Below are 19,972 nucleotides of genomic sequence, written 5' to 3'. Positions count from 1 at the left end.
AGTGACGTCTCCCCTGCATACCTTGGGGAAACGTCGCCGCGCGTCAGCGCGGAAGACCGCTGCTGCGCCAGGCGCCGGGGCCGTGCGGGAAGGTACGGCGCAGGCTGCGGTGGGGCGCCGACCACTCGGACGTACGCCGGGGGGCGGGTGGGGCGTCCCCGCCGAGGGCGGAGAGCACGGCGACCAGCGCGGCGATCTCCTCGGGCGTGGCGTCGCTGCCGACGACCCGCAGGAGGGGGCGCGCCGGGGCGGCGTCGGGCCCGGTGGGCCCGGTCGCCTCGGTGGGCTCGCTGGTGTCGGCCATCAGAGCGGGATGTTCCCGTGCTTCTTGGCCGGCAGCGTGGCGCGCTTGGAGCGCAGGAGGCGCAGCGCGCGGATGATCTCGATGCGCGTCTCGTGGGGGCTGATGACGGCGTCGACGTAGCCGCGCTCGGCGGCGATGTAGGGGTTGGCCAGCGTGGTCTCGTACTCGTCGATCAGCTCGGCGCGGCGCGCCTCGACCTGCTCGGGGGAGCCGCCGTCGTCGGCGATCTTGGCGAGCTCCTTGCGGTGCACGATGTTGGCGGCGCCCTGGGCGCCCATGACGGCGATCTGGGCGGTGGGCCAGGCGACGTTGATGTCGGCGCCGAGGTGCTTGGAGCCCATGACGTCGTAGGCGCCGCCGTAGGCCTTGCGGGTGATCACGGTGACCAGCGGGACGGTGGCCTCGGCGTAGGCGTAGATGAGCTTGGCGCCGCGGCGGATGATGCCGTTCCACTCCTGGTCGGTGCCGGGCAGGAAGCCCGGCACGTCGACGAAGGTCAGGACCGGGATGTTGAAGGCGTCGCAGGTGCGCACGAAGCGTGCGGCCTTCTCGGAGGCGTCGATGTCGAGGGTGCCGGCGAACTGCATCGGCTGGTTGGCCACGACGCCGACCGAGCGGCCCTCGACCCGGCCGTAGCCGATGATGATGTTGGGGGCGAAGAGCGGCATCACCTCGAGGAACTCGCCGGGCTCGTCGCCGTCGGGGTCCAGGACCGCGGTGATCACGTCGTGCATGTCGTAGGGCTGGTTGGGGGAGTCGGGGATCAGCACGTCCAGCGAGCGGTCCAGGTCGGTCACCGACATGTCCGGGTCCTCGTCGTAGACCGGCGCGTCGTCGAGGTTGTTCTGCGGCAGGTAGGACAGCAGCGCCTTGGTGTACTCCAGGGCGTCCTGCTCGTCGGCACCCATGTAGTGGGCGTTGCCGGACTTGGTGTTGTGGGCGCGCGCGCCGCCGAGGTCCTCCATCGAGACGTCCTCGCCGGTGACGGTCTTGATGACGTCGGGACCGGTGATGAACATCGCGGAGGTCTTGTCGACCATGATCGTGAAGTCGGTGACCGCGGGGGAGTAGACGTGCCCGCCGGCGCAGTTGCCCATGATCAGGCTGATCTGCGGGATCACGCCGGAGGCGTGCACGTTGCGGCGGAAGATCTCGCCGTAGAGGCCGAGGGAGACCACGCCCTCCTGGATGCGGGCGCCGGCGCCCTCGTTGATGCCGATGATCGGGCAGCCGGTGCGCATCGCCAGGTCCATGACCTTGGTGATCTTCTCGCCGTAGACCTCGCCCAGCGAGCCGCCGAAGACGGTGAAGTCCTGGGAGAACACGCACACCTGGCGCCCGTCGATGGTGCCGTAGCCGGTGATGACGCCGTCGCCGTAGGGCCGCGTCCTCTCCAGCCCGAACGCCGTCGACCGGTGCCGCGCGAGCTCGTCCAGCTCGACGAACGAGCCCTCGTCGAAGAGCTGCTCGATGCGCTCGCGCGCGGTCTGGCGGCCCTTGGCGTGCTGCTTCTCGACCGCCTTGGCGGAGCCTGCGTGCACGGCCTCGTCGAGGCGACGGTCCAGGTCCGCGAGCTTGCCGGCGGTGGTGTGGATGTCGATGCCGGTCTCCTCAGCGGGGATCTCGGTGCCTTCTCCTGGCTGTGTGCTCACGCGCATCTCTCCTGTTTCGACGGTTCGGCTGGCCTCGCCGCGTCTGCTGCGACAGGGTAGTGCCCGTGACTTCGGACCAGGGCGTGCGCCCACCCCTCGACAGCAGCCGCCTGACCGGTCTCACGCCCGACGTGATCGCGGACGTCTCGATCGAGGTCCTCGACGCGGTTCCGTCCACCAACGCGGTGGCCGTCGAGCGTGCGCAGGCCGGCGCGGCCGACGGCTACGTCGTGGTCGCGGACCACCAGACCGGCGGTCGCGGCCGCCTCGACCGCACCTGGGAGACCCCGCGCGGCAGCGCGCTGACCTTCTCCCTGGTGCTTCGCCCCAGCGCCCCCACCCGATCCTGGCCGTGGCTGCCGCTGCTCACCGGCTACGCGGTGGACAAGGCGCTCAAGGCGCAGGGCTACGACGCCGGCGTGAAGTGGCCCAACGACGTGCTGATCGGCGAGAAGAAGGTCGCGGGCATCCTCATCGAGCGCATCGAGACCCCGCAGGGGCCTGCGGCCGTCGTCGGCGTCGGCCTCAACGTCGGCATGACAGAGGCTGAGCTGCCGGTGCCGACCGCCACCTCGCTGGCCATCGAGTCCGGCACGGAGCCGGACCGCACCGACGTCCTGCTCTCGGTGCTCACCACCCTGCGCGAGGCCTACGACGCCTGGCAGGCCGGCGGCGACCACACCGGGCTGCGCCTGGCCGAGTCCTACGCCGCGGCCTGCGTGACGGTCGGTCAGGACGTCCGCGTCGACCTGCCCGACGGCTCGGCCCTCCTCGGTCGGGCCACCGGCGTCGACCCCGGCGGCCGGCTGGTGGTCGAGAGCCTCGACGGCACGCAGTACGTCGCCGCCGGCGACGTCGTCCACGTGCGACCCGTCGATCAGTGACATGATCCGTCCGTGGTCATCTCCCAGAAGCTGCTGAACCCCGGCGAGCGGATCGTCGTCAGCACGCGCACGCACCCCAAGGCGCTGCTCGTCCCGCTGCTGGCCCTCGTGGTCCTGCTGGCGGCGGGCGTCGCCTTCCAGGTGCTGGTCGACAACTCGACCGCGCGCCTCGTCGTGTGGGCGATCGCCGTGATCGGGATCCTGTGGTTCGTCGTGTGGCCGACCCTCGACTGGATGATGGCCTCCTACACGATCACCAACCGCCGCCTCATCACCCGCCACGGGATCATCACCCGCAAGGGCCACGACATCCCGCTCTCGCGCATCAGCGACGTGGCCTACGAGCTGGGCCTGATCGACCGGATGCTGGGCTGCGGCACGCTGGTCATCAGCGACGCGAGCACCCACGGCCAGGTGCTGCTGCCCGACATCCCCCGCGTCGAGGACACCCAGCGCCGCCTCAACGAGCTGCTGCACGAGCTCCACGGCGGCGCCGCGAACCTCGAAGAGGGCCACTGACCGGCGAGCAGGCCCCGACTGATGGCTGAGGCGGACGAGGACTCCCTCGAGCGGGCGATCCTGCGCGAGGAGCCGCACCTCAACGCCGCCGATGTCGCGGCCGAGGCCGGCGTGTCCCTCGACCAGGTCCGGCGGCTGTGGCGCGCCCTGGGCTTCCCCGAGCACGGCGCCGAGCGCGCGTTCAACGGCGCCGACGTCGAGGCCGTCTCCACGCTGGTCCACGCCATCGAGTCCGGGCTCTTCGACTTCGACCTCGCCGTCAACCTCACGCGCGCCATGGGTCAGACGATGGCCCGGCTGGCCGACTGGGAGGTCGGCGCGCTCGTGCACCGCGTCGAGGAGCTGGAGGCCGGCGACGACGCGACCGGCACCCGCGTCGGCTCCGCGCTGCGCCTCATCGAGGACCTCACCGACCCGTTCGAGTCGCTGCTCATCTACTCCTGGCGCCGCCACCTGGCCGCCGCCGTGGTCCGCATGCAGGCCCTCAGCGCCAACGAGGAGGACCTGCACACCACCGAGGTGTCGGTGGGCTTCGCCGACATCGTCGGCTTCACCGCGCTCTCCAACCAGATCTCGCGCGACAAGGTGGGAGACCTCGTCGAGCTCTTCGAGTCCCGCTGCGCCGACGTCATCGCCACGCAGCGCGGTCGTGTCATCAAGAGCCTGGGCGACTCGGTGCTGTTCGTGAACACCGATCCCGTCGCGGCCTACGACACCGCCGAGGGGATCATCAACGTCATCGGGCGTGACGCCCGGATGCCCGACGTCCGGGTCGGCCTCGCGAGCGGGTCGGTGGTGATGCGGCTCGGCGACGTGTTCGGGCCTCCGGTCAACATGGCGGCCCGGCTGACCGCGGTCGCCCGGCGCAACCGGATCATCATCGACGCGGCCACCGCCGCGCTCCTGCCGACCGACCAGTTCGACACCCGGCGGCTCCCGGCGCGACCCGTGCGGGGCTTCGGGCTGGTCGAGCCGGTCGCCGTACGCCGTCACTGAGACGGTCCGCCGGCGGGAGCCGGACTAGTCCGGTCGGACAAGTTTGCGCCGATCCGACCACGCCCCCGGGTCGCGACTCCCTACCGTGGGCAGGTGTTCGACGTGCAGGGGGTGCGGCTGGACCCCGAGAGCCGGCGCGCCTGGTGCGGCGCCCAGGAGGTCGTGCTGTCGCGCAAGGAGTTCGACCTGCTCCACGCGCTGATCGCGCGGGCCGGCGAGGTCGTCACCCGCGACGAGCTGATGCGCGACGTCTGGGGGACGACCTTCTGGACCTCCTCGAAGACCATCGACGTCCACCTGGGATGGGTGCGCCGCAAGCTCGGCGACGACCCGCGGGCCCCGCACCTGGTCACCACCGTCCGCGGCCGCGGCCTGCGCTTCGAGACCGGCGAGCGCCCGGCCGACTAGGACTGGCTAGGGTTGTCGCGTGGCACTCGCTCCGACCCTCGCGGTCATCGGTGGCGGCCAGCTCGCCCGGATGATGGCTCAGCCCGCGATCGCCCTGGGGCTGCCCCTCCGCCTGCTGGCCGAGGCCGACGGCGTCTCCGCCGCCCAGGTGATCCCCGACCAGCTCGTGGGCGACTACCGCGACATCGACACCCTGCTGCAGGTCACCGAGGGCTGTGCGGCGGTCACCTTCGACCACGAGCACGTCCCCACCGAGCACCTCCATGCCCTCCAGGACGCCGGGATCGCCGTGCGCCCCGGCCCGGACGCCCTCGTGCACGCCCAGGACAAGGGCGTCATGCGCGCCCGCCTGGCCGAGCTGGGCGTGCCGTGCCCGCGCAACGCGCTGGTCGCCTCGGTGGAGGAGGTCGTCGCGTTCGGCCTTCCGTGCGTGCTGAAGACGACCCGCGGCGGCTACGACGGCAAGGGCGTCTGGTTCGTCGAGACGGCCGACGACTGCGCCGAGCCGTTCCGCGTCGCCGCCGAGACCGGCGTCGCGCTGCTGGCCGAGGAGCGCGTCGACTTCCACCGCGAGCTCTCCGCGCTCGTCGCGCGCTCGCCGAGCGGCCAGGCGGCGGCGTACGCCGTGGTCGCCTCGACCCAGAAGGACGGCATCTGCCACGAGGTGGTCGCGCCCGCCCCGGACCTCTCGCCCGAGCTCGCCGGGCAGGCCCAGCAGGTCGCGCTCACGGTGGCCGGCGCCCTCGACGTCGTCGGCGTGCTGGCGGTCGAGCTGTTCGAGACCCGCGACGGCCGGATCCTGGTCAACGAGCTGGCGATGCGGCCGCACAACACCGGCCACTGGACCCAGGACGGCGCGGTGACCTCGCAGTTCGAGAACCACCTGCGCGCCGTGATGGACCTGCCGCTCGGCTCGCCCGAGCCGCGGGCGCGCTGGACGGTGATGGTCAACATCCTCGGCGGCCCCGACGACCAGGTCGGGCGGCTCTACGACGGCTTCCCGCACGCGCTGGCCCGCGACCCGCGCCTGCGCGTGCACCTGTACGGCAAGGAGCTGCGCCCCGGCCGCAAGGTCGGCCACGTCAACGCCTACGGCGACGATCTCGAGGACTGCCTGGAGCGCGCGCGGCACGCCGCCGCGTGGTTCCGCGGCGACCTCGGCAACGAGAGTGAATGAGATGGCTGAGCAGCAGGCACGCGTCGGGATCGTCATGGGCTCGGACTCCGACTGGCCGGTGATGAAGCAGGCGGCCGACGCGCTGGCGGAGTTCGACGTGGCCTACGAGGCCGACGTCGTGTCCGCGCACCGGATGCCCGAGGAGATGCTGGCCTACGGCAAGGACGCCGCCGGACGCGGGCTCTCGGTGGTCATCGCCGGCGCCGGTGGCGCCGCCCACCTGCCCGGCATGCTCGCCGCCGTGACGCCGCTGCCGGTGATCGGGGTGCCGGTGCCGCTGAAGTACCTCGACGGCATGGACTCGCTGCTCTCCATCGTGCAGATGCCCGCAGGGGTCCCGGTGGCCGCGGTCGCGATCGGCAACGCGCGCAACGCCGGCCTGCTGGCCGTGCGCATCCTGGCCGCCGGCGACCCGGCGCTCCAGCAGCGGATGGTCGACTTCCAGGCGGAGCTCCGGAGCACCGCGCAGGCCAAGGGCGAGGCGGTCCGCAGCGGAGGCCCTCGCAAGGTCGGCTTCTGAGCCCTACCCGTCTGGTCGGCCTCGACGTCGCGCGGTGCGTGGCGCTGCTCGGCATGGTCGCGACACACGTCGCGGACGACCACGGTCCCGACGGCCGCCTGGCGATCGGCCAGTGGCTGCCCGGCGGGCGGGCCTCGGCCCTCTTCGCGGTCCTCGCCGGGGTGAGCCTCGCGCTGATGACCGGAGGCCGGAGGCCGGTGGCCGGCCGGGAGCGGGCCGCGCGCTCCGCGGGCCTGGCGGTCCGGGCGCTGCTGGTGGCGGCGCTCGGGCTGCTGCTGGGCCTGGCCGACTCGGGGCTCGCGGTGATCCTGACCTACTACGGCCTGCTGTTCCTGTGCGGGCTGGCGTTCGTGGGGCTCCGCGCTCCGGCGGCACTCGCGCTGGGAGCCGGGTGGCTGGTGCTGGCGCCGGTCGTCTCGCAGGTGGTGCGGCCCGAGCTCGCGCCGCGCGGCTTCGACAGCCCGACGTTCGCGCAGCTCGCCGACCCGGGCCGGCTGCTCGGCGAGCTGGCGCTGACCGGCTACTACCCGGTGCTGCCCTGGCTGGCCTACCTGCTCGTCGGCCTCGGCATCGGCCGCCTGGACCTGTCGCGGCGAGCCGTGCAGCTGGGGCTGGCCGGTGCCGGCGCCGTGCTCGCCGCCCTGGCCGTCGTCGGGTCCCGCCTGCTCCTCGCCCGTCCCGGCGTCGCGGGGGGACTGCTCGAGGAGCTGGGGCGGACCGGGGGAGCCGAGGAGCTGAGGCGCGCCACCGAGCCCAGCATGTACGGCGGGACTCCGGTCGGCGGGAGCTGGGACTGGCTCCTGGTCGTGGCGCCGCACAGCTCGACGCCGTTCGACCTGGCACACACGACCGGGACGGCGCTGCTGGTGGTCGGGTCGTGCCTGCTGGTGGTCGGGCTGCTGGGCGACGTCGCGGAGCGGGTGGTGGCGATCGTGTTCGGCGCGGGCACCATGACGCTGACCCTCTACAGCCTGCACGTCCTGCTCCGCACCGAGGCGCTGTGGCCTCCCGACGACGACGCGTTCGTGCCGCACGCGCTGGTGCTCCTGGCGATCGGGGCCGGGTTCGTCGCCCTCGGCCGCCGAGGACCCGTCGAGCGGCTGGTCGGCGCGGCCTCCGACCGGGTGGGTGACCTCGTCAGGCGGTGAGGCCGTGCTCGTGGGCGAAGACCACGATCTGCACCCGGTCGCGCAGGCCCAGCTTGCGCAGGATGGCTCCCACGTGGGTCTTGACCGTCGACTCGCCGGCGAAGACCAGCGCCGCGATCTCGGTGTTGGACAGCCCGCGCGCGACGGCGGCGAACACCTCGCGCTCCTTCTCGGTGAGTCCGAGGTAGGCCGTCGGCACCGGCCGCTGCGCGCGGAACTGTCCCTCGAGCAGCGTCGAGAGGTCCTGCGGCGCCAGGACGGCGTTGCCGGCGTGGACCGTGCGGATCGCCTCGCGCAGCAGGACCGGCGTGGTGTCCTTGAGCAGGAAGCCGCTGGCGCCGTAGCGGATGGCGGTCGCGGCCCGGTCGTCGAGGTTGAACGTCGTCAGCACCACCACCCGCACCGGCCGCTCGCGGGTCGCGACGCGCTCGGGCAGGAAGATCTGGCGGGTCGCCTCGACGCCGTCCATCTCGGGCATCCGGATGTCCATGAGCACGACGTCCGGCGCGAGCTCGCCGACCAGGCGCACGGCCTCGAGCCCGTCGCCGGCCTGGCCGACCACCTCCATGCCCTCCTGGGCGTCGACGATCACCGACACCCCCTCGCGGAAGAGGTCCTGGTCGTCGACGAGCAGCACCCGGATCGGCGCCCCGCCGGTCACGAGCTGCCCGCCCGCACCGGCACCCACGCGGTGACCGTGAACGTCTCGCCCTCGGTGGCCGCCCGGCGGCGTACGTCGAGGCGGCCCCCGACCGACTCCAGCCGGCGTCGCATGCCGTCGAGCCCCTGGCCCGGGGGCGTCTCCTCGCCGTCGGTGTCGACGACGTTGCGCACCTCGATGCGCAGCTCGCCGACCCAGCTGCCGTCGGGCCAGTGCCGCTCCACGAACACCGGCTCGTCGCGGCGGCCGTGGCGGATCGCGTTGGTGAGCATCTCCTGCAGCACCCGGAAGGCCACCACCTCCAGCTCCGGCGGCAGCGGCTGCACCGTGCCGACCTCGCTCGAGACGACCTCGTGCCCGCTGGCCCGCACGCCCGCGATGAGCTCGTCGAGCTCGGCGCTGCGCAGGGGCTCGGCGCGGTCGGCGGGCGTCAGGACCTGGCGCACGTCCTGGAGGGAGGAGCGCGCGGAGGTGGCGATGTTCTCCATGGTGACCTTGAGCTTCTGGGTGTCGACGTCGCTGAGGTACTGCGCCGACTCGGCCTGGGCGAGGATCACCGCCAGGGAGTGGCCGACGACGTCGTGGACGTCGCGGGCCAGGCGGGTCTGCTCCTCACGCAGCCGGGCGATCTCACGGGCCTGCTCGGACTCCTGCACGGCCTGTGCGGCCTCCTCCTCGGCGTACTCCTGGGAGGCGCGCGAGGCCTGCGCGCGGGCGACGAACCGGAGCGTCAGCCCCGCCAGCCAGGGCACCCCCAGCAGGGCCATGCCGACGACGGCGGCGGCCACCTGCCAGGTGTCGCCGTAGGCGTAGCGGTCCTCGATGACCTGCTCGAAGCCCGCACCCTCGACGATCCCGTCGAGCCCGTTGATGCCGACGTAGACGACGGCGATGACGGCGGCGGCCGGGATCGACAGGACGCTGACCCACACGGTCAGCGTCGAGCCCCACCGGGCGCAGCCGAAGGCGACGACCCCGATGGTCAGCTCGACCAGCATCAGCTCGATGCCGTTGACGACCTGCAGCACGCCGATGAGCCAGACCAGGCCGAGGGACGCGGCCGGCGCGTGGCGGCTCAGGGTCACGGCCCCGGCCATGCCCACCGCGACGACCGTGAGCCCGTTGGTCGTGGACATGAAGTCGTCCCGGTTGGCCACCTCAAGCAGACCGAGGAGCAGGACGACCAGGCCGGCGCCGAGGTCCGGCAGCCAGCGACGTCCGTCGGTCACGTCGCCACCGGGACGGCAGCCGGGCGGCGTTGGGTGGGCCGCTCGACGGCGTACCAGCTCACCGCCGCGAGGACGAGCGTGAGCGCCGCCGCGACCGGGCCGGCGAGGTCGAGGTGCGGGCGCAGCCAGAGGGTGAGCGGGTAGTTCCACAGGTAGGCGCCGTAGGACACGGTGCCGAGCCACACCAGGGCGGTGAGCGCCGGCGCGTCGACCCGCGTCCAGGTGCGCCAGGAGACGAGCAGCACGGCGGTCAGGGCAGCGATGGCCGGGCCTCCCGCCAGGTAGGTGAGCGCATGACCACGCAATGGAACCACGCTCAGGGCCGCCAGTCCCGCCAGCGCCGCGGGCGCCGCCCAGGTCGGCAGCGTGAGCCGGTCGGCGTGGAGCCGGGCGGCGGCGCCGATGACGAAGCACACCGCCCACGAGGTCGGCAGGCTGTAGGCGAGGTCGGGGTCGTCGCCCAGCCACACCAGGCTCGCCACGCAGGCCAGCAGGCAGGCGGCGGCGGTGAGGACCAGCGCCGCGCCCACCCGGCGCCGGGCGGACGCGAGGGCCAGCAGGGCCGGCCAGACGAGGTAGAACTGCTCCTCGGTCGCCAGGGTCCACAGGTGGAACGTCGCGTCGCTGGCGTGGCCGAAGGGCAGGTTGCCGGTCCAGGTGAGCGCCACGAGCACGGTCTTGAGCAGCTCGTCGCGGTCGCCCAGGGGGTCGAGCAGCAGCGTGACGACCACGACGCCGGCCACGAGGAACAGCAGCGCGGGGACGAGCCGACGCGCCCGGCGGCGGTAGAAGCGGCCGAGGTCGACGCGGCCGTCGCGCTCCAGCTCGCCGGCGAGCACGCCGGTGATGAGGTAGCCCGACAGCGCGAAGAACATCACGACCCCGACGACGCCGGCTCCCTCGAAGGGCTCGGGGAAGGCGTGGCGCAGCATGACCAGCCCGACGGCGATGCCGCGCAGGAGGTCGATCCCAGCTATGCGCACGGCGTCGCGAGCTCGAGCGCGTCGCGGACCAGCAGGTCGAGCAGCGCGGGGTAGTCGAGCCCGGCGGCGGCGTACATCCGCGGGACCTGGGAGTGCTCGGTGAAGCCCGGCATGGTGTTGACCTCGTTGAGCACGACGCCCGCGTCGGTCAGGAAGAAGTCCACGCGAGCGACCCCGCGACAGCCCAGCGCGTCGAACACCGCCAGCGCGGCGTCGGCCACGGCCTTGCCCTCGGCCTCGGTGAGGTTGGCGGGGATCCGGAAGTCGGCGGTGCCGCCGTACTTGGCGTCGTGGTCGAACAGCCCGTCCACGACGATCTCCAGCGGCGGCGAGAGCAGCCGCGAGCCGTCGGGACGTGCGACCACCGCGATGTCGACCTCGCGGCCGACGAGCAGGTCCTCCACCAGCACCCGGTCGTCGACGGCCAGGGCGGCGGTCAGCGCGGCGTCGAGCTGCTCGGGCCGCTCGACGAGGCTGACGCCGTGGCTGGAGCCTGCGGCGACCGGCTTGACGACGACCGGGTGCGTCCAGAGGTACGTCGGTGCCGTCGCGGCGGTCAGCAGCACGCCAGGTGCCGTCATGACCCCCACTGCGTCGGCGACGAGCTTGGTCACCCACTTGTGCATCGCCAGGGCGCCCGCGCTGACGCCGGAGCCGACGTAGGGCAGGCCGGCCAGCTCGCACAGCGCCGCGAGGGTGCCGTCCTCGCCGTGCGGTCCGTGGACGACCGGCAGCACGACGTCGCAGCCGCGCAGCACGTGGGCCGCACCGGCCAGGCCGATCGGCCGACCGCCGGCGTCGAGCCAGGTGCCGTGCGGGTCGATGGTCAGGGCGACCACGTCGTAGTCGCTCGGGTCGAGCGCAGCCGCGGCGGAGGCTGCGGAGGCCAGGGACACCTCGTGCTCGCAGCTGCGGCCGCCGCCGATGACGGCGACCCTGGTCCGGGCGGTCATGACCGGACCACCCGGCGGCCGATGCCGGTGACGATCTCGTGCTCGATCGTGTCGGCCCACGCGGCCCACTCCGCGACGGTGGGCTCGCCACCGCGCCCGGGCCCGAAGACGACCGCGGTCTCGCCGACGGCGACCACGTCGCTGCCCACGTCGACCACGACCTGGTCCATCGAGACCCGGCCCACGACCGGGCAGCGCCGTCCGCGCAGCAGCACCTGGGCGCGCCCGCCGGTGGCGCGCGGCAGCCCGTCGGCGTACCCCAGGGGCAGCAGGACCAGGTTGGTGGCGCGGGCCGCGGTCCAGTCGTGCCCGTAGCCGACCGGGGTGCCGGCCCGGACCCGGCGCACGCCGACGACGGGTGCCGTGAGCGTCATCGCGGCGGAGAGCCGGGTCGAGCCGGACGGGTCGATGCCGACCAGGCCGGCGCCGACGCGGCTCATCGTGTGGTGGCTGAGCGGGTCGGTCAGGGTGGCCGCGGTCGCGGCGAGGTGGCGCAGCGGCGGGCGCAGCCCGCTGGAGCGGGCGACCTCGAGGCCCCAGGCGAAGCGGGTGCGGCCGGCGGCGTTGGCCGGGTCGTCCGGGACGTCGGCGCAGCCGAGGTGGCCCATGACGCCCACGACGCTGACCTGCCCCAGCCGCTCGGCGTGGCGGGCCGCGCGGCACAGCGCGGGCCAGGCCGACGGCGAGGCGCCGTCGCGGGCCATGCCGGTGTCGAGCTGGAGGTGGATCCGGGCGCCGACGCCGGCGCGGGTGACCGCGTCGAGGTGCTCGCGGCTCGGCACGGCCACGTCGATGCGCGAGGCGATGGCCGTGCCGAAGTCGGCGTCGACGGGGTTGAGCCAGCTCAGCACCGGTGCCCGCAGGCCGGCGGAGCGCAGCGGGAGGGCCTCGTCGATGCTGGTGACGCCCAGCCACGAGGCGCCGTTGGCCAGCGCGGTGCGCGCCACGTCGACGGCGCCGTGGCCGAAGCCGTCGGCCTTGACGACCGCCATGAGCGCACCCTCGGTGCGCGCGGCGAAGAGGCGGGTGTTGGCGGCGACCGCGGCGAGGTCGACCGACAGGGACGGGCCGTGACCGTGGGCCGGGGCGGCCAGCGGCATCGCCAGGGCGCTCATGCCGGGGTCCCCGCGGGAAGCGAGCGGAGCGAGTCTTCTCGTGGGGTGTTCATGCTGCGACCGGGACGTCGACGGGGCCGTAGAGGGCGTGGGCGGCGCCGGTGGTCAGCGCCCAGTAGCGGTCGCCGAAGCTCCAGTGCCACCACTCCGTGGGGTAGTTGACCAGGCCGACGTCGCCGAGCACGCGGGCCAGCAGGGCGCGGTGGGCGCGGGCGTCGGCGCCGATGCCGTCGGCGGCGAAGTAGCAGCGGCCGTCGCTCTGCTCGGGGGTCGCGTCGATCGCGGTGCCGAGGTCGAGCTGGTCGCCGCACGCGTCGACCAGGGTCAGGTCCACCGCCGCGCCGGCCACGTGCGGGGCGACGGCCACGGGCGAGACGAAGCGGCTGGTGAGGCGGTGGGCCTCGGCCTCCGAGACGCCGGGGTGGGCGGCGCGCACCTGCGCGCCGTACCTCGCGACGATCTCGCGCTGGACGGCGACCGGCCGGTGGCCCTCGACGACCAGGAGGCCGATGCCGGCGGGCAGCAGGTCGTGGGCGACCTCGAGCCGGTCCGCGAGCGAGCGCCGGACGAGCTGGCGGGTGGGGGAGAGGGTCTGGTCGAGCGGCACCAGCGGCTCCCCGAGGTCGAGCACCGGCACCGCCGCGACCCGCGGGTCACTGAGGAGGATCGTCATGCTGACGACGCTAGGGAGTGGGGAGGTGCCCCCACGTCCCCCTCAGGTGCCGATCACCGGTCCTCGAGGAGGAGACCTCTCAGCACGGCGTACCCGACGACCGCGACGCCCAGGTGACAGCTCCACAGCGCGAACCGCTCGACCAGGCCGCCGGGGGCGTCCAGCGCGAGCGTGATCGCGAACGCCGTCGAGCCGGCCGCCGCCACCAGCCCGGCGACGAGCAGCTCGCGGCCGAGCATGGAGCCGCGCCGCGGCGCGCCCAGGAGCAGGAGCGCGAGCGGCTGCGCCACGAAGACCGGCAGCGCCACGGCCGAGTGCCAGCCGGGGGCCGTGTCGACCGGCGCCAGGCCCACGGCGAGCGAGCCCACGCCCGAGACGAGCAGCAGCCCGGCCGGCGTCCGGCCGAGCTCCGGCGCGGCCAGGACCGCGCCCGCGGCCAGCGCGCCGCCGACGACCACGAAGGCGACGTTCATCAGCACGTGGGCGGGGGAGGCCTGGCTGCCCAGGTCGCTGACGGTGTCGCGGACGTGGTCGAAGCCCGGCCAGCGGGACGCGACCAGCAGCTGCATCGCGATGACGACGGGCTGGAGCAGCAGCAGCCCGGCGCCGACGGGGCGCCTCAGCGGGCGTCTCAGCGCTTGCGCCACTCGATGGCGGGGCAGGTGTCCATCACCATCGGGACACCGGCCGCGGTCGTGCGCTCGAACGCCGCCTCGTCGACGACCCCGAGCTGGAACCACACCGCCTTGGCGCCCACGGCCACGGCCTGGTCGGCGAACTCGCCCGCCGACTCCGAGCGGCGGAACACGTCGACCACGTCGATCGGGAACGGCACGTCCGCCAGCGACGCGTAGCCCTGCTCGCCCAGCACCGTGAGCCCGTCGGGCCCGGCGGCGGACGGGTGGATCGGGACGATCCGCTTGCCGCGCTGCTGGAGCAGCTCGGCGATGGAGTACGCCGTGCGGCTCGGGTCGCCGGAGAGGCCCACCACCGCCCAGGTCTCGAGGTCGTCGAGCATGAGTCGGACGGACTCGGGGTCCTGCCAGGAGGTCATGAGGTGAGAACCGGGCCGGTCGCCGGCCCATTCCCCTCGGACCCCTCGGCCTGGGCGAGGGCGCGGCGCAGGGCCGGCAGCACCGCGTCGGCGTCGACCGGGCTGCGGAGCACGACGACCGTCGTCCCGCGGGCGCCGGCGCCGGCGCCGGCGTCGTCACCGGCGATCTCGGTCGGGGCTGACGGTGCGTGCGTGCGCAGCACCTGCGCCATGGCGGCGTCGAACTCCCGCTCGGGGTCCTCGGTGAGACCGCGCAGCCAGCGTCGCAGCACGTGGTTGTGGGCCACGACGACCGAGGAGGCCATCAGCTCGGCACGCAGGTCGGCGCCGGGCTCCTCGCCGGTCCAGCGCCGGATGTGGTCGCGGAACTCCTGCTGGTACTGCTGCAGGTGGGCGATCTCGCGCGAGCGCAGCGCGGGGATGGTGCGCGTCAGCCGGTAGCGGGCCCGCGCCAGGTCGCCCTCGTCGAGGTAGCGCCGCAGGACCAGGCGCGCCGCCTCGGTGACCGCGGCGGGGGTCTCGGCCGCCGAGGACGCGGCGAGGCGCTGACGGACCCGGGCCAGCACGTCGGTGTGGTCGGGGAAGATCACGTCCTCCTTCGACCCGAACGCCCGGAAGAAGGTGGTGCGCCCGACGCCGGCGCGCTCGGCGATCGACTCGACCGTCGTGGCGTCGTACCCCTGCTGCTCGAAGAGCTCGAACGCCGCGGCGCGCAGCCGCTGCTCCGTGGGTGAGCCGGTCACTGGCGTGGACCCTCCTTCGCTCGCTCGATGGTACTGAGTACCATATCTGTGGAACCCCGTACCAGAGGAGATGGCATGAGCGTGAGTCGTGTGGGCGTGGTGGGCTTCGGGCTCATGGGCAGCGGCATCGTCGAGGTCTCGGCCCGAGCGGGGCTCGACGTCGTCGTCGTCGAGGCCAACGAGGGTGCCGCCACGGCCGGTCGCGAGCGCCTCGAGCGCTCCCTGCACCGCGCCGCCGAGCGCGGCAAGATCGACTCCGCCGAGGACGTGCTGGCACGGGTCCGCGTCGAGACCGACCTCTCCGCCCTGGCCGACCGCGACCTCGTGGTCGAGGCCATCGTCGAGGACGAGGCCGCCAAGGTGGCGCTGTTCCGCGAGCTCGACCGGATCGTCGAGTCGCCCGACGCGATCCTCGCCTCCAACACCTCCTCCATCCCGATCATGAAGCTGGGCGTGGTGACCAGCCGCCCGCAGCAGGTGATGGGCATCCACTTCTTCAACCCCGTGCCGGTGCTGGCGCTGGTCGAGCTGGTGCCGAGCCTGCTCACCGCCCCCGAGACCACCGAGCGGGCACGCTCGTTCGTGGAGGGCTCGCTGGGCAAGCAGGCGATCGACTGCCAGGACCGCGCGGGCTTCGTCGTCAACTCGCTGCTGATCCCGTTCATCCTCTCGGCGATCCGGATGCTCGAGTCGGGCTTCGCCACGGCCGCCGACATCGACCGCGGCCTCGTGCTCGGCGCCGCGCACCCGCAGGGCCCGCTCGCCCTGGCCGACCTGATCGGCCTCGACACCACCAAGGCGGTGGCCGAGTCGCTCTACGAGGAGTTCAAGGAGCCGCTCTACGCCCCGCCGCCGCTGCTGGCGCGCATGGTCGACGCGGGCCTGCTCGGCCGCAAGTCCGGCCGCGGCTTCTACGACTACTGATCCACCGCCGGGGGGAGACCTGAGATGACCGACATGTACACGCTGTCCGAGGAGCACCGCGCCATCCGCGAGGCCGTCCGCGCCGTCGCGGAGGCCAAGGTGGCGCCGTACGCCGCCGCGGTGGACGAGGACGCCCGCTACCCCGAGGAGGCCGCGGCCGCCCTGCTCGCATCCGACTTCCACGCACCCCACGTGCCGGAGGCCTACGGCGGCGCCGGTGCCGACGCGCTCGCGACCGTGCTGGTGATCGAGGAGGTCGCCCGCGTGTGCGTGTCCTCCTCGCTGATCCCGGCCGTCAACAAGCTCGGCTCGCTGCCGGTGCAGCTGGCCGGCTCCGAGGAGCTCAAGCAGAAGTACCTCGGCCAGCTCGCCCGCGGCGAGGGGGGCTTCTCCTACTGCCTCTCCGAGCCCGACGCCGGCTCCGACGCGGTCTCGATGAAGACCCGCGCCGTGCGCGACGGCGACGACTGGGTCCTGGACGGCGTGAAGCGCTGGATCACCAACGCCGGCGTCAGCGAGTACTACACCGTCCTCGCCGTCACCGACCCCGAGTCACGCTCGCGCGGCATCTCGGCGTTCGTCGTGGAGAAGTCCGACGAGGGCGTGTCCTTCGGCGCCCCCGAGAAGAAGCTCGGCATCAAGGGATCGCCCACCCGTGAGGTCTACCTCGACCGCGTGCGGATCCCCGGCGACCGCATCATCGGCGCCGAGGGCACCGGCTTCGAGACCGCCATGCGCACCCTCGACCACACGCGCGTCACCATCGCAGCCCAGGCGGTCGGGGTGGCCCAGGGTGCGCTCGACTTCGCCCTCGGCTACGCCAAGGAGCGCCAGCAGTTCGGCAAGCCGATCTCGGACTTCCAGGGCCTGCAGTTCCTGCTCGCCGACATGGGCATGAAGGTCGAGGCCGCCCGCCAGATGACGTACGCCGCCGCCGGCCGCTCCGAGCGCAACGACCCCGACCTCACCTTCTTCGGCGCCGCCGCCAAGTGCTTCGCCTCCGACGTCGCCATGGAGGTCACCACCAACGCCGTCCAGGTCCTCGGCGGCTACGGCTACACCCGCGACTACCCCGTCGAGCGCATGATGCGCGACGCCAAGATCACCCAGATCTACGAGGGCACCAACCAGGTCCAGCGCATCGTCATGGCCCGCCAGCTCCTCGCCGGAGTCCAGTCCCAGCTGTAGTCCTCCGCGGTGGTCGAGCAGCGAGGAGCGCCAGCGACGAGCGCGCGTCGAGACCCCGCAGGACGAGGCAGGCGGTCGGGTGCGGGGGTCTCGACGTGCGCTCGCTGGCGCTCGCTGCTCGACCGCCGGGGTCGACCTGGTGGTTGATGAGGGGCGAAGTCCCATCTCGACACCACGCCGTCCGAGGGACGAACGGTGAACGACTCGCTGCCCCGTCAGCGGAGCAGCGTGACGGCGGCGAAGGACGCGCCGAAGGTGGCGGCCAGCACCGCAAGCACGAGGAGGACGACGAGCAGCGGGGACATCCCGCTGCGTTCCGGCGTGGCCGCTGGTGTGGCGGACCGGCCTGAGACCACAGCCTGCGCGGGACGCAGCGCCGTGGTGGTCGGCGGGCTCGCCGAGGAGGCCGCGGGGTCGTCGACGGCCGACCGCAGCGCGGCCGCGAACGACAGGACGTCGGGCCAGCGCTCCTCGGGCTGCCGGTGGACGGCGCGCAGGAGCACCTCGTCGACGGCCCGCGGGAGGGGCGCCAGGGCGGACGGCAGCGCGGGCGGCGGTCCGCCGTCGCGGGAGTCGAAGCCGTGGTCCCGCGGCAGCCGTCCCGTCAGCGCCTGGTAGGCGACGGCCCCCAGCGAGTAGACGTCCGCACGCACGTCGAGGCCCTCGCCGAGCGCCTGCTCGGGCGCCATGTAGGCCGGGGTGCCGACGACCTGCGTCAGCCCGCTGGCGTTGACCAGCGCCTTGGCGACCCCGAGGTCGGCCACCAGCACCCGGCTGTCCAGGAGGTCGGCACGGGTCGGCGGAGGTGCGTCCGGGTCGGGAGCGCCCGGTCCGCGCAGGAGGAGGTTCTGCGGCTTGACGTCGCGGTGGACGACGCCGCGGTCGTGCAGCACGGCCAGCCCGGCGGCGGCCTGGTCGACGAGCATCAGCACCGTGCCCGGGGGCAGGGGGACGCCCTCCTCCAGCACCTCGTCGAGCGACCCGCGGTCGGCGTAGGTCATGACGAAGTACGGCGTGCCGTCGTGGTCGCCGATGTCGTGGACGCGCACCACGTGGTCGGAGTCTGCGGCGCGCAGGATGCGCGCCTCCTCCAGGAAGCGGGCGTGGACGTCGTGCCGCTGCGCCCAGTTGTCGGCGAGCGCCTTGACGGCGACGTACGAGCGCAGCTCTTCGTCCCGGTAGAGCCAGACCGTGGCGAAGCCGCCGGCCCCCAGGCGGCGCACGCGGCTCAGCCGGCCGAGACGCTCGGGGAGGGACACGGCCGACATCGTGCCAGAGGCGGCCACGGCCAGGCCGGTCACCTGACCTCGCCGAGGACGGCTGACTCGGCGGCGTCGGAGCTGCGGCCCGCCTCCTTGCAGGCGCCGTCTAGCTCGCAGAGGTAGACGACGGTGCCGTCGCCGGTGAGGTTCCCGGCGGCCAGCACCACGGCCCGCCGGTCGTCCACGAGCCGGGCCTCGAGGGAGGCGTCGGGGCTCGTGATCTCGCCTACCGGCACGCCGGTCTCGACGCTGATGGCCCGGAAGATCCCGGGGCCGAAGCCCTCCACCGGCGCGGCCGCGGCGAGCACGAGGTCGCCGCTCGGGCTGAAGGAGGGGGTGCCGACGAAGGCGTGCCCGCAGTCGGTCAGCCTGCGGTCCGGGGCGTCCGTGGGCGCCACGTCGAGGCACTGGCTGTTGCCGGTCTCCGCGTCGCGGGCGTCGGCGGCGGTGCCCGCGAGGTAGCTGCCGTCGGGGGAGGCGGTCCAGGCGCCGACGAGGCCGTCGCCGGCGACGGACGACTCACCGCTGGAGACCCGCACCGAGAGGATGAGGTCGCCGCCGTCGCGCGAGCCCCACCGCGTCAGCACCGTCGCGCCGTCGTCCTCGAAGGCGGCGCCGCCGCTGGGGAAAGAGCCCGGCGCCGGCCGCTCGTCGAGGAGGGCGACCTCCTCGCCAGTGGTGACGTCCCAGACGCCGTAGCCCTTGGCGTCCTGACGCATGGCGACGTACCTGGTGCCGTCGGCGTTGACGTCGCCGTTGAGGAACGTGTCGGCCAGGTGCGTGACCGACCCGTCCGCCCGGACGGTGAACGCCTCGAAGGCCGGCTCCTGGGGGCTCGACCTGGTCGTCACGAGCCAGCCGTCCTGGATGCGGTGGAGCTCCGCGGGGGCGTCGACGAGGTTGATCCGCACCTCCCGGTCGCCGTCGTGGAGCACCCGCTGCGTGGCCCAGAGGACGTCGTCCGGCGACGCCGCGGGTGACTCGGAGGCCTGCGGCGTCGCCGACGGGGGCGTGGAGCTCTTCGACGGGGAGGCCGGCGACGAGCCGGACGACGTGGGGGACCCGGCGGCCCCGGACGGGTTGTCGTCGTCGCCGGCCACCTGCACGGCCGTGACGCCTCCGACGGTGGTGCCGATGATGGCGGCGACGGCGAGGGCGGTGACGAGGGTGCGGTTCACGGGACGTTCCCTTCCGAGTGCGTTGCTGGGACGACTGTCTGACGCCCGACCGCGCCGCTTTGTTGTCCCCGACTCCTTCCCGGTCCGCGCCCGGGTAACCGCGCACCGGTGGTCGAGCAGTGAGGAGCGCCAGCGACGAGCGAACGTCGAGACCCCCGCACCTCTGGTCGCCTCCTCGCGTCAATCGGTGGTCGCGTGCGGCGCCGCGGGGGTCGCGGTCTCTGGCATTGACGGGGACGAGGTGGGCGGTGGGGGCGCGCCGTCGCCGGCTTCTTGGTCGCTGGGGTTTCGAGACGGTTGCTGCGCAACCTCCTCAACCCACGACGCCGACCTCGGTGGTTGAGGTGCGAGCGCAGCGAGCCTCGAAACCACCCCACCCAGAGGGCTGAAAGTAAAATCGG

General features: G+C 73.6%; 22 protein-coding genes. 9 read left to right on the top strand and 13 right to left on the bottom strand.

Annotation, left to right across the window (positions count from 1 at the left end; genetic code table 11):
* Positions 1-43: 43 nt before the first annotated feature.
* On the bottom strand, positions 44-304 hold the full coding sequence (locus E4622_RS13910; RefSeq protein WP_134740850.1) for an acyl-CoA carboxylase subunit epsilon: 261 nt from the start codon (positions 302-304) through the stop codon (positions 44-46).
* On the bottom strand, positions 304-1,962 hold the full coding sequence (locus E4622_RS13905; protein ID WP_134740849.1) for an acyl-CoA carboxylase subunit beta: 1,659 nt from the start codon (positions 1,960-1,962) through the stop codon (positions 304-306). The genes E4622_RS13910 and E4622_RS13905 overlap by 1 nt, the downstream gene beginning before the upstream one ends.
* A 59-nt stretch (positions 1,963-2,021) precedes the next feature.
* On the opposite strand from E4622_RS13905, the gene E4622_RS13900 reads away from it, so the two are divergent.
* The 7 genes from E4622_RS13900 (at position 2,022) to E4622_RS13870 (ending at position 7,608) form a co-directional block, all read left to right on the top strand.
* Positions 2,022-2,840: a biotin--[acetyl-CoA-carboxylase] ligase gene (locus tag E4622_RS13900; protein WP_245156028.1), complete on the top strand. Its 819-nt coding sequence runs from the start codon at positions 2,022-2,024 to the stop codon at positions 2,838-2,840.
* 12 nt (positions 2,841-2,852) lie between these two features.
* Positions 2,853-3,359 (top strand): PH domain-containing protein, encoded by a 507-nt coding sequence (locus tag E4622_RS13895; protein WP_134740847.1) that lies wholly within the window; start codon positions 2,853-2,855, stop codon positions 3,357-3,359.
* 21 nt (positions 3,360-3,380) lie between these two features.
* Positions 3,381-4,355, top strand: a complete 975-nt coding sequence (locus E4622_RS13890; protein ID WP_134740846.1) for an adenylate/guanylate cyclase domain-containing protein — start codon at positions 3,381-3,383, stop codon at positions 4,353-4,355.
* Between the two features lie 93 nt (positions 4,356-4,448).
* Complete coding sequence (locus tag E4622_RS13885; RefSeq protein ID WP_134740845.1) at positions 4,449-4,763, top strand: winged helix-turn-helix domain-containing protein; 315 nt, start codon at positions 4,449-4,451, stop codon at positions 4,761-4,763.
* Positions 4,764-4,782: 19 nt separating this feature from the next.
* On the top strand, positions 4,783-5,940 hold the full coding sequence (locus E4622_RS13880; protein WP_134740844.1) for a 5-(carboxyamino)imidazole ribonucleotide synthase: 1,158 nt from the start codon (positions 4,783-4,785) through the stop codon (positions 5,938-5,940).
* A gap of 1 nt (position 5,941) precedes the next feature.
* On the top strand, positions 5,942-6,460 hold the full coding sequence (gene purE, locus E4622_RS13875; RefSeq protein WP_134740843.1) for a 5-(carboxyamino)imidazole ribonucleotide mutase: 519 nt from the start codon (positions 5,942-5,944) through the stop codon (positions 6,458-6,460).
* Positions 6,457-7,608, top strand: a complete 1,152-nt coding sequence (locus E4622_RS13870) for a heparan-alpha-glucosaminide N-acetyltransferase domain-containing protein (protein ID WP_348537009.1) — start codon at positions 6,457-6,459, stop codon at positions 7,606-7,608. The genes purE and E4622_RS13870 overlap by 4 nt, the downstream gene beginning before the upstream one ends.
* On the opposite strand, the gene E4622_RS13865 is transcribed toward E4622_RS13870, so the two are convergent.
* From E4622_RS13865 to E4622_RS13825, 9 genes are read right to left on the bottom strand one after another with little or no spacing between them, the layout of a single operon-like run.
* The gene (locus tag E4622_RS13865; protein WP_245156027.1) at positions 7,598-8,296 is read right to left on the bottom strand and encodes a response regulator transcription factor; all 699 of its coding nucleotides are present in this window, start codon (positions 8,294-8,296) and stop codon (positions 7,598-7,600) included. The genes E4622_RS13870 and E4622_RS13865 overlap by 11 nt on opposite strands.
* Complete coding sequence (locus tag E4622_RS13860; RefSeq protein ID WP_134740841.1) at positions 8,266-9,498, bottom strand: histidine kinase; 1,233 nt, start codon at positions 9,496-9,498, stop codon at positions 8,266-8,268. The genes E4622_RS13865 and E4622_RS13860 overlap by 31 nt, the downstream gene beginning before the upstream one ends.
* Positions 9,495-10,481: an acyltransferase gene (locus tag E4622_RS13855; RefSeq protein WP_209021948.1), complete on the bottom strand. Its 987-nt coding sequence runs from the start codon at positions 10,479-10,481 to the stop codon at positions 9,495-9,497. The genes E4622_RS13860 and E4622_RS13855 overlap by 4 nt, the downstream gene beginning before the upstream one ends.
* A complete protein-coding gene (locus E4622_RS13850) occupies positions 10,472-11,434 on the bottom strand; it encodes a D-alanine--D-alanine ligase (RefSeq protein WP_134740840.1) in 963 nt (320 codons plus the stop codon). Before E4622_RS13850 ends, E4622_RS13855 begins: the two co-directional genes overlap by 10 nt.
* On the bottom strand, positions 11,431-12,549 hold the full coding sequence (gene alr, locus E4622_RS13845) for an alanine racemase (protein ID WP_245156026.1): 1,119 nt from the start codon (positions 12,547-12,549) through the stop codon (positions 11,431-11,433). The genes E4622_RS13850 and alr overlap by 4 nt, the downstream gene beginning before the upstream one ends.
* A 49-nt stretch (positions 12,550-12,598) precedes the next feature.
* Positions 12,599-13,222, bottom strand: a complete 624-nt coding sequence (locus E4622_RS13840) for a M15 family metallopeptidase (protein WP_134740839.1) — start codon at positions 13,220-13,222, stop codon at positions 12,599-12,601.
* A 53-nt stretch (positions 13,223-13,275) separates the two neighbouring features.
* Positions 13,276-13,869 carry a DUF998 domain-containing protein gene (locus E4622_RS13835; protein WP_134740838.1) on the bottom strand — a complete coding sequence of 198 codons (594 nt, stop codon included), beginning with the start codon at positions 13,867-13,869 and terminating at the stop codon, positions 13,276-13,278.
* A complete protein-coding gene (locus tag E4622_RS13830; RefSeq protein ID WP_134740837.1) occupies positions 13,854-14,276 on the bottom strand; it encodes a CoA-binding protein in 423 nt (140 codons plus the stop codon). The genes E4622_RS13835 and E4622_RS13830 overlap by 16 nt, the downstream gene beginning before the upstream one ends.
* Positions 14,273-15,019, bottom strand: coding sequence for a TetR/AcrR family transcriptional regulator (locus E4622_RS13825; protein ID WP_134740836.1), 747 nt, complete (start codon positions 15,017-15,019; stop codon positions 14,273-14,275). Before E4622_RS13825 ends, E4622_RS13830 begins: the two co-directional genes overlap by 4 nt.
* A 75-nt stretch (positions 15,020-15,094) precedes the next feature.
* Here E4622_RS13825 and E4622_RS13820 point away from each other — a divergent pair, with 75 nt between their 5' ends.
* Both E4622_RS13820 and E4622_RS13815 read left to right on the top strand, forming a co-directional pair.
* Complete coding sequence (locus E4622_RS13820) at positions 15,095-15,943, top strand: 3-hydroxybutyryl-CoA dehydrogenase (RefSeq protein ID WP_134740835.1); 849 nt, start codon at positions 15,095-15,097, stop codon at positions 15,941-15,943.
* 24 nt (positions 15,944-15,967) lie between these two features.
* Positions 15,968-17,131: an acyl-CoA dehydrogenase family protein gene (locus E4622_RS13815; protein WP_134740834.1), complete on the top strand. Its 1,164-nt coding sequence runs from the start codon at positions 15,968-15,970 to the stop codon at positions 17,129-17,131.
* A gap of 215 nt (positions 17,132-17,346) precedes the next feature.
* Here the strand turns inward: E4622_RS13815 and E4622_RS13810 are convergent, their stop codons facing one another.
* Complete coding sequence (locus E4622_RS13810; protein WP_167736088.1) at positions 17,347-18,390, bottom strand: serine/threonine-protein kinase; 1,044 nt, start codon at positions 18,388-18,390, stop codon at positions 17,347-17,349.
* Between the two features lie 38 nt (positions 18,391-18,428).
* Positions 18,429-19,571, bottom strand: a complete 1,143-nt coding sequence (locus E4622_RS13805; RefSeq protein ID WP_134740832.1) for a hypothetical protein — start codon at positions 19,569-19,571, stop codon at positions 18,429-18,431.
* Positions 19,572-19,972 lie beyond the last annotated feature (401 nt).

The organism is Nocardioides sp. 503 (genome assembly GCF_004522095.1).
Lineage (GTDB): Bacteria > Actinomycetota > Actinomycetes > Propionibacteriales > Nocardioidaceae > Nocardioides.
Note: the sequence above shows the minus strand (reverse complement) of the source record. Positions and strands in the feature narration are given on the sequence as shown.